The organism is Microcoleus sp. Pol12A5 (assembly GCF_036701435.1).
GTDB lineage: Bacteria > Cyanobacteriota > Cyanobacteriia > Cyanobacteriales > Microcoleaceae > Microcoleus.
This window is the reverse complement of record NZ_JAUBQU010000168.1, coordinates 1-9,148: the sequence shown is the minus strand read 5'-3', so window position 1 is coordinate 9,148 and position 9,148 is coordinate 1. Positions and strand designations below refer to the sequence as shown.

The 9,148-nt window shown below is 44.5% G+C and carries 9 protein-coding genes; 2 read left to right on the top strand and 7 right to left on the bottom strand.

The genetic code is table 11. From position 1 onward, the window contains the following. Nucleotides 1-182 precede the first annotated feature (182 nt). The 7 genes from QUA45_RS26215 to QUA45_RS26185 form a co-directional block, all read right to left on the bottom strand. Nucleotides 183-1,673, bottom strand: a complete 1,491-nt coding sequence (locus tag QUA45_RS26215) for a DUF697 domain-containing protein (RefSeq protein WP_333222685.1) — start codon at nt 1,671-1,673, stop codon at nt 183-185. A 198-nt stretch (nt 1,674-1,871) separates the two neighbouring features. Beyond that, the gene (locus tag QUA45_RS26210; RefSeq protein ID WP_333098775.1) at nt 1,872-2,480 is read right to left on the bottom strand and encodes a Uma2 family endonuclease; all 609 of its coding nucleotides are present in this window, start codon (nt 2,478-2,480) and stop codon (nt 1,872-1,874) included. Nucleotides 2,481-2,635: 155 nt separating this feature from the next. Continuing rightward, nucleotides 2,636-4,084, bottom strand: coding sequence for a slr1306 family protein (locus QUA45_RS26205; protein ID WP_333098772.1), 1,449 nt, complete (start codon nt 4,082-4,084; stop codon nt 2,636-2,638). Nucleotides 4,085-4,367: 283 nt separating this feature from the next. Then, the gene (locus QUA45_RS26200; protein WP_190735045.1) at nt 4,368-4,790 is read right to left on the bottom strand and encodes an acyl-CoA thioesterase; all 423 of its coding nucleotides are present in this window, start codon (nt 4,788-4,790) and stop codon (nt 4,368-4,370) included. Nucleotides 4,791-4,794: 4 nt separating this feature from the next. Further along, a complete protein-coding gene (locus QUA45_RS26195) occupies nt 4,795-4,947 on the bottom strand; it encodes a hypothetical protein (RefSeq protein WP_333222683.1) in 153 nt (50 codons plus the stop codon). A gap of 118 nt (nt 4,948-5,065) precedes the next feature. Beyond that, nucleotides 5,066-6,148: an ATP-dependent 6-phosphofructokinase gene (locus QUA45_RS26190; protein WP_333098764.1), complete on the bottom strand. Its 1,083-nt coding sequence runs from the start codon at nt 6,146-6,148 to the stop codon at nt 5,066-5,068. A 314-nt stretch (nt 6,149-6,462) separates the two neighbouring features. Next, nucleotides 6,463-6,705, bottom strand: a complete 243-nt coding sequence (locus tag QUA45_RS26185) for a hypothetical protein (protein ID WP_333069256.1) — start codon at nt 6,703-6,705, stop codon at nt 6,463-6,465. Between the two features lie 137 nt (nt 6,706-6,842). On the opposite strand from QUA45_RS26185, the gene QUA45_RS26180 reads away from it, so the two are divergent. Both QUA45_RS26180 and QUA45_RS26175 read left to right on the top strand, forming a co-directional pair. Beyond that, nucleotides 6,843-7,349, top strand: a complete 507-nt coding sequence (locus QUA45_RS26180) for a hypothetical protein (RefSeq protein WP_333098762.1) — start codon at nt 6,843-6,845, stop codon at nt 7,347-7,349. Between the two features lie 212 nt (nt 7,350-7,561). After that, a complete protein-coding gene (locus tag QUA45_RS26175) occupies nt 7,562-8,380 on the top strand; it encodes an FkbM family methyltransferase (RefSeq protein ID WP_333222681.1) in 819 nt (272 codons plus the stop codon). The last annotated feature ends 768 nt before the right edge of the window (nt 8,381-9,148 follow it).

Genomic DNA, 9,148 nt, shown 5'->3' with positions numbered 1-9,148 from the left:
CTGCCTATCTTTTTTGAGCAGCGGATTGGCTCAATCCTTACAAAGTATGGGTTTCAGGCTGGTTGTTACCCCCCCAGCAATAGTATAAGAATATAAGCAATAGCGTGCGTCAGATCCTACCTCTTCGATTATTCACAAATAACCCTATCCTGACGCACCATACTCAACTACTAGGGCAATTTTTAATTGCCAATTTTAAACTCTTGCTGCAAGCGATCGATAATTGTATTACGCTCGATGGTGGCGAGAATTTCTTGAATTACCGTATCTTGTCCCAGGGGGCCCCAGGTGCAGCCTTTTTCTAAGTAAACTTGGGCGGCACGACCGACAGCGTAGGTTCCGTAAGCTGCTAAACTAGCTTGAGTTACAGCGACTCCGGCAAAAGTAGAAAAGCCGATGTGCGGGGCCGCAGCCGCCGCACTTTTGCCAAATCCCAACAGAAAACTGCTACCCAATTCTCCCAAAAGTACGCCGCCAGCACTGGAGAAAATAGTCTGCCAAAGTTTGCCGGCTTCGTAACCAGTCATGGGTAAGCCGTAAAGTCTGGATAAAGAGCGAATTAAGGCTAAATCTGCGACACTTGCTCCCATTACATCCAAAAATGCCACTGGATTTAAACCGACAGCCAAAGCTTTATATTTTGCAAATTGCCAGATTAAATCTTCGGCTTCTGTTTGCCGCAATTTGAGAACGTGACGGGCAATGTGTGCTTCGGCATCTCTAGCTTCAACTAAAGCATTTAGAGCGAGGAGCGATCGACCTTCTCTGTTAAGAATTGTCAAAATTTTATGTTTTAGTTCGTCTATCTGCGCGGGTGGCGACTCCCATTCGTTAGTTACTCTTCCGTCGGACCATTCCACCCGCACTTGCACCGGCGCGGGTTCGGCGGCTACCATGACTATTTCTAATGATTTGGCAATTTTAGGCGGTGATTTTGCGGTAGATTTATCGGAGGAGTTGTTTGGGCGATCGGACAAATTTTCGCTATCTGTTTGCTCTGTTACCGCAGCGGCTGCTAACTCTTCAGAATTTCCCAGCGCTTGCAAACTTTGGTAAATAGCTTTTCTGTCTAATTCTGGATAAAGGTCAATTTTATTAAAAACTAAAATTACTGGTTTTTGAGCTGTTTGCAATTCGCACAGTGCTTGATATTCAGTTCGAGTGATATCGCCTGCAACGACAAACAGAATTAAGTCAGCTTGGCGAGTTACTTGTTTCGCCATTTCGCCGCGCACTTCGCCGCCAACTTCATCAAGTCCGGGAGTATCGATTAATTCTACTTGCACCCCTCCTTTCTCACCCTTACCGAGGGGGGGTTGGGGGGATTCCTCGCTGTCAAGGAAGGATAAAGGCACACTCCAGCGCACGGAACGCGGCCACTGAGTCACGCCGTTGAGAGGGCCTGTTTGCAGAATTTTGTGACCTAAAAGCGCGTTTAATACGGCTGACTTGCCACGGCTGACTAAGCCGAAAGTAGCAATGCGGATTATGTTGTGGTCTAGTTTTTCTGAGGTGGAAGTTAAGATATCTAACTGATATTGCAGCGCCGCTTCTAATTCTGTATTATTCGAGTTTTTTTTCCCTTGGCGCAGGTGGGAATAGCGCGCCAGGGCTTCGCGCAAACTGGCGCGGGCAAGGGATAAGCGATTTTCTTGAAGGGAATTGTCAGCCATTGGCGATCGGCTTTTTTAAGCAGGTATAATTGATCGTCGAATTATAAATCCTATTTCTTATTTTAATACAATTTTTCATAAATTTATAATTTTTTAGTGGTGAGTTTTCCAAAAAATATTGAACGGGCAAGATGCCCGTTCCACAATAACAAAAATTTTTTGTGGCACAGGCCGGAAAGCCTGTTCTTTTCCCTAACACTAGGCTCCGCCTCGGAAAATTTGATCGACGTTCAGCTCCATATTGGGAAATGTAGGTGAAATAATGCGATCGCTCCCTCTGAACTGTGTAATTCTATACTCTCCGTCCACAAGCTGGCAAACCGAGATGGTGGGTTCTTTGGGGTCGCCAATATGACGTATTCCGCCGAATGCAGCATAATCCGCAATCCAATATTCGAGGATGCCCATCATTTCGTAATCTGCCAACTTTTTGAGATAATCGTCGCGCCAGTTGGTACTGACAACTTCAACAAGTAGCGGGATAGATGTTCCTTGGGTGATTGTTGCTGACTTCAACCATAAGGGTTCCGACGCTAAAGCCTGACGGTTTAATAGCAAAACATCAGGAATATATCCTGTATCTTTAGCTGGTGGCTTAACTAGCGCTTTCGAGGGAATGCGGTATGGAAGTTGCAGTTGGGTGTAGAGCAGCGTAAATTCTTGAACAAGGTATGCTGTGATATCTTCGTGTTCTCCTGTTGGCTGCATTTCAACCATTACCCCGTCGTGGAGTTCGTAGCATCTGTTTTCGGATTTATCTTCTAGAAATTCTTCAAAGCTTAGTATTTTTGGTTGAGTTTGTATCATCGTGCAAACTTTATTTGATTGTATAACAGAAGGCAGAAGGAAGAAGGAAAATATTAACTGGTTGCCTGGTTCGGCCGGCGAACAGGAAAGATGCCTGTTCCACAACAGAAAAACTGTCTTGTGGAACAGGCATCTTTCCTGTTCCTTTATTTTACTTAATTGGCCGCCGACTTAACGGTTTCGGGTCCAGATACCTGAGATGAAAGGCGACTCGCCACTTGGTTGACGAAAGATTGCAAGAAGGAAACTTGCTGATTTTGCGTAAATACTGCTTGCAAAGTTTTAGTCAACTGGTCGAGATTGAAAATGCCTTTGGGAGCATTTTCCAGTTCTTGACTTTGGAAATATTCAATTAAACTCAGTCCTGCTATTCTGGTAAAATATGCTGCACTAATTCCCTGCACCGCGCCTCCTGCTACATAAGTGACGGCATTGCTTTTCAGCAGTCCAGTAATAGTTTGGGTAGACAGTTCTACTAATCCCAATTTGAACATTTGATTAGCCAAAGTAGCCGCTACTGTCTTAGCTTGGTCTAAGGAAAACTTTCGCTGGTAGATAGCGCCGAGGTCGATTACGAGCTGGGTGCTGATGGCGGTTGTTGCTAGCAAGTCTAAAGCGGGAACCGGATTAGCAAACACGGTGGCTGCGGCGATGTACTGATATTGTTCGATAATGGGAATTGCCCGATCGCGCCTGACTGCATTTAATAAGGTTTTTGCCTCTAACTTGATACTTGCAGCCTCGCGCACTGCACTCGCCCAGACCAACTGTTGCCGTTCTTCAGTTAAGATTTTAGTCAATCTTTCCGTCAGTGCGTCGAGTTGAGAGACTTGTTTTTCGATGCGTTCTTTAAACGTGCCGTCCGCTTGGTGCTGGCGCACTTTAATAGAATTGGGAGAAGCTGCGATCGCAATTATATCTTCGGTTCCCAATATTCCTTGCATTTTCTGCTGCAAAGAGTTCAAAACCTGCGACTGCTGTTCTGGCAAATATTGGTCTTGTTTGTTCCAGACTAGCAGCACGCGCTGACCTGCTGCTGCTAGCTGAGATAATGTTTGAAATTCGGAATCTGTGATGTCGCCCGCTGTCACAAACAGCGCTAAATCACCATTGATTTTGGCATCGGCATTTGTATTAGCAAATAGCGGTGCTGTTTCTTGTAAACTAAGCTTTTGCGGGTGTTGAGATGCCCAATTAGAATTTAAAACTTGAATTAAGGCAGTTTTGCCGACAGCTTTGCCGCCCGTGACGGTAATCCGCAAATCTTGTCTGTCTAATTCGCTTCTGAGCCGATCGAGCTTTGCTGTTAGATTCGCCGGATCGGCGGAGTTTGGAGCTTCTGAAGCCAGCAATTTAATAGTGGCTTCGGAAGTCGCGATCGCTTTTTCGGCTGCTTCCCGGTTGGCCAGGGGTTGCGGGAGTGCGAGTTCGAGTTTGGGGGATTGTTGCTTCCACCACCAATACCCCGCACCGGCAGCAGCCAAGCCGATGAGTGCCGTTTCGCCCATTTCTGAACCCGAATGCTGTAGAGTTTCCAGCAGCCACAGCGCTGCTGAAAGTCCTATTCCGCCTATTAAAATCGGTCGCCGCAAGTTAAGTGTCATTTTTTCCTTCCTGTGGGTATTGTCACCAAGCTTAACCTTCGCCGGCTTGGCCTCCCTCCCTATATTCCATCGTACCTCTGTGACATCCAAACTGGCAGGCGGGCGATCCGACTTTTTGCCATCGGGATTTGCGGCCCCGGCGACAATCAACTTTTTGCACTTCTACAAACGTGGAATAGAACACGGAAGTCCTCACTACAAACGTGGAATAGAGGACGAAAGTCCTCACTACAAACCAATAGATTTTTACAGGATTTTGCAAATATAATAGTTGATTTTTTCTCTATGTTGGTAATGCTTGAGATTGTGATTCAAAAATATCAATTATTTGTTTGGGAATTGCTCGCGGTCGCATGGTTGTAACTTCAACCCAAACCCAAAGCGCCTCGGCTTTTAACAAGATTTCGTCACTTCCAGCTAAGCGAATTTCGTAGCGGCGGACAGCGCGCGGGCCGCGCATTTGTTCGATCCAAGTGGATATCTCCAATCGATCGCCCGCAGCGGCCGATCGCAAATAGTCAATCTCTATTCGCCGCATTACAAAGACGCCACCCAGTTCCCGGTAGCGATCGAGTGTAAATCCCAAGTGTTCTAAATGTTCGATTGCAGCATGTTCTAAATAATGCTGGTAGACAGCATTATTGACATGACCGAGGGCGTCCATTTCGTAATGGCGCACTCTAATTTGTGCAGTAAATGGTGTCAATTTCTCACCTTTCTACTTGTTGCGGTATTTTGTAGTTCCGAGTGCGATCGCGCTCTGGGTCGATACTCGATCGCAACTGATTGCAAGTTACACTAAAAAGTTGAAACGTCACTGCTTCCAGGTCGATCTTAGTCCTGGAAGCACAGACGGTCATCACCTTGGTTTTTTTACAACAATACACTAGCTTAAAACCCTCAGTCTCGGTTGAAAAACCCGGTTTCTTGCTTCTGAGTGCGTCCCGGACTAAATCTTTGAGAACTCGGATGGGTAATTGTTTAGTCTCCCAGACAAATCCCTAAACCGCGGGCCGTTTTAACCAGAGTACCATTGAACTCTACAGGTCTGTATTTGGCGATCGCATCTTCCAGAGGAACGCTCACAACTTCCCGCTTTTGCCAAGATACCATGCAATCGTATTTCTCTTCGGCAATTAAATCAACTGCTGCGATGCCAAAAGCAGAAGCAATTAATCTTTCTAGCGATGAAGGAGTCCCTCCGCGTTGAATGTGTCCCAAAACGGTGACGCGAGTTTCTGCACCGCTGCAGTCAGAAATTGTATCAGCTAAATACTGACCAATTCCGCCTAATCGACTTTGACCTAAGCGATTTGTGTGCATTACTAACTCCCCTTCTTCAGTGCGAACTGCCTCCGCTACTATAATTAAACAGTAGTTTTTTCCCCGGTCTTGGCGTTCTTGGATTTGGGCACAGATTTTGGAAATTTTGTAAGGGATTTCGGGAATCAGAATTATATCAGCTCCCCCAGAAATTCCGGCACTAATTGCAATATGTCCAGCGTCGCGTCCCATGACTTCAACAATCATGACACGACTGTGACTGGCGGCAGTAAAATGCAAGCGATCTAGTGCTTCAGTAGCAATATTGACAGCAGTATCAAAACCGATGGAACGCTCGGTAATTCCGACATCATTATCAATAGTTTTAGGAATAGCAACTAAATTCAAATTTCCTTGTAGAGCAATCTTCCTGAGAATGGCAAGACTGCCATCGCCACCAATGCCAATTAAGGCATCCAGACCTAGTTGATGATAGCCTTCGATGATGTCCTCAGTACGATCGCGTATAGTCCCATCCGGCATCGGGAATGCAAAAGGGTCGCCCTTATTTGTCGTGCCTAGCATCGTACCGCCAATGGTGAGCCACGAGTCTACTTTCTCAATATCCAAGGGAATTGCTTCCGGGGGACGACTCATCAATCCGTTGGTGGCTTGACGAATCCCCATCACTTTCCAATTGTAAGTTCCCGTTGCGCGGTAGACAACGGCTCGAATAACTGCGTTTAAGCCTGCACAGTCACCCCCGCTGGTGAGGATACCGATACATTTTTGTTCTCCCATAATTAATGCCCGACTTTTGTTACTCAGAACATGACTTGATTTTTTTTAGCTCCCGATCGTCCCATCCTTATTTCCGACCTAAATAGGTAGACGAAAATAAACTTTACCCTGTAACAAAATGTAAAGCAATCATAACTTTTGTGATTGCTTTCATAAGAGATCGCTCCTTTGGGGAGTGTTGCACTCACTTTTGACTACTTATGTATTTTCAAGCTTCATCGACCTAATTAAGTGCCTCATCTCTGACGTATCCCACAAGTTCGATCGCCAACTAAGTAGCATCGCCAATCACCGTCTCCCACAAAACATCAATTTTACTTCGGATTGAGGCGTTTAGAAACTTGGTTAATTATACCGCTGAGAATAGCACCACCCATAAGAATTCCGAGGGCGGGATTAAATACGGGCTGCCAGAGACTGTACCACAAATCAAAACCGAGATTCACCCCAGTCGATCGACCTGCTACTGCGATTGCAAACCACGCAAAACTGGCAAAGACGAAAAATACATCAGCTACTAGAATGAAGTTAAGCAAGTTAAGAAATTTATCTTTCATTGCCGAGGGTTCCTTTTGAGTGTATATGTGTCAACTTTTGGCCAGCGGTTGGTAATGGAGCAGATTGATAGCTGCAACTGGCGATCGAATAAAGATAAAATATCATTCAATTGTTTTCGCGCACAGGCTGTCAAAATATGGTTCGCTATACACTTCCTCAAAGCCCCGAAATTATTTTAACTGTCAAAGGGAAAGATTCAGCCAAAGCCCGGGAAGAAGCGATGGATCGGCTGATGGATCTCATGGATGAGGGCAAGCTGCCCACGGAACTCGTGGAGGGATTTGGGCCCAAGCAGTTTGTTGAAGTTAAGGATATCGAAGATGCTGCGTCTGAAGGGGAGGACGCGATTACTGAAGCTGTACAGATTTTGAGCAATTTGGCAAGTCTCAAATTGAAAGTGATGGAATCCCGCGAAGAAGCACTCAAAATCCGGGCGGCGATCGACATTTTGTTTACCGATGAGGCTGTGACTGCCGAGGAAATTGGTCGTTTGAAAGATGGTTTCAAGGTTCTAAAAAACTTTGCTCAAGCTAATGTCCGCTATCGAGAAGCTAGAAGTAAAGCTGAAGAAGCGCGTGCCATTCTCGACGAAGCTTTGCAATCTGTAGAACCGGAAAACAAGGCGCATAAATCCGCCAAATAGCAGCAGGCTGCATTGAAACTCACATCTTGCCTGTCCATAAAAAGCTTATTGAGAATGGTGCAACATCTCAGTTAAAACCTATTTCTGTCATTGCGATCCGAAGGGAAGCAATCGCCAAGATTTCGATTGCTTCGTTTCTTTATTCGGACATACAATAACTCTGCCACAAGACATAATATTAATTATATTCACCTTGAAATGAGGAAAAAATTGTGAGCCAACAACAAACAGGAATTCTGAGAAACTCGATGTCAGGCAGCTTGATGCTGGCTAAACAGTTAGGTTTTGAACCCAAAACTGTGATTGATGTCGGTGCGGCATTGGGAACTTTTAACCTTTATGATACTTTCCCTAATTCGCGACATTTGCTAATAGAACCCATCGCCGAAAATGAACCTTATCTAGCCAAAATTTGTCGCAAGCTCAAAAGTGCAGAGTACATTATTGCGGCAGCGAGCAAAGAAGCGGGAGTTTTCACGCTTAACATCAGTCCATCTATGTTGCATTCTTCAATTTCTGAAAATTGCGTTAATGACAGCAGCAATCCTTATGTGAGAAACATACCAGCAATTACCCTGGATGGAATATGCAGGGAAAGAAATTTGCCAAGCCCGTATTTAATTAAAGTTGATGTAGACGGACAGGAATTAGATGTTTTAGCAGGAGCAACTGAGATTTTGCAGCAGACTGAATATGTAATTGTAGAAGTTACTTTGTTCGGTCAGATGTATGATGTAATGAGTTTTATGAAGTCCCAAGGCTTCGCAGCTTACGATATTGTTGATTTGTCATATCGCCCGGTGGATTCAGCTTTGTGGCAAGTTGACATGGCTTTTGTTAAGGAATCCGGTCAGTTCAGAAGAGAGAGGGGTTTTGCGACAGGAGAGCAGGATATCGAAGCACTTAACTCGCATCTCAAAGCTTATCGGGAAAGTTTCATGAAATACATTGACACTCATTACAGCGACCTAATAGAGCCGGAACCGCCGGTTAATCAAGCTATTTTTGGCGAAGATTATGTCATTATTTAACTCAAGTTTCTTCCATCTGATAACTAGGTAAGCAGGAGTAAAGAGAGCTATTTAACAGTATGTAAACCGCCCTTAATTAGACAAGTTTATGGTCTTTGGGTACTTGATAATCGTTTAATAATTGTGTTTTACCTCGCCTCCACACTTACTCAATTCTGGTCGCACTTCGCACTTACTTTAATTAATAGTAAATATCTAAGAAATTGGTTTTCTAAATGCTGATATTGCGGTCTATAAGCTTGCAATCTGCTGTAAATTGGCTTTCATTAGATATCAAAAAGTGGGAATGCCCTAATGTCTGCCTCACCAGGATAGAAACATCAATGCAGCTAAATACATTAGAGATCAAGGTATACAAATTTGAGACGTAGGACATACCTCCGTAGCTTCTGGAGCGAGAGTAAGACTAAGTAAAGGCACTGCTTTTACTTGGCATCAAGCTGTGAAGGCAGAATTCCCCGTCAAGCTACGCTGTGACGGGGGAGCGTCAACTACCCCAATTAATTCCAAGGCGCTTTTGTTGTGAATCGTTGAGTTGCTGGGGATCGAAGCTGTCAGCCATCAACCAATGGAGGCTTTCAATGGTAGATATTGATTGCAAGGTATTGCTGCCAAAATATAGTAGATGTCATATCCTTTGAAGCACTTTTATATTCTCTATATTCTCTACTTACGGATGACTATTCAATACTATAGTCATTTCAAATAAGTATGAGACTTTTAAAAAATGAGGTAAAATGAAAAAAAATCGTTAACCAGTTAGGGAAA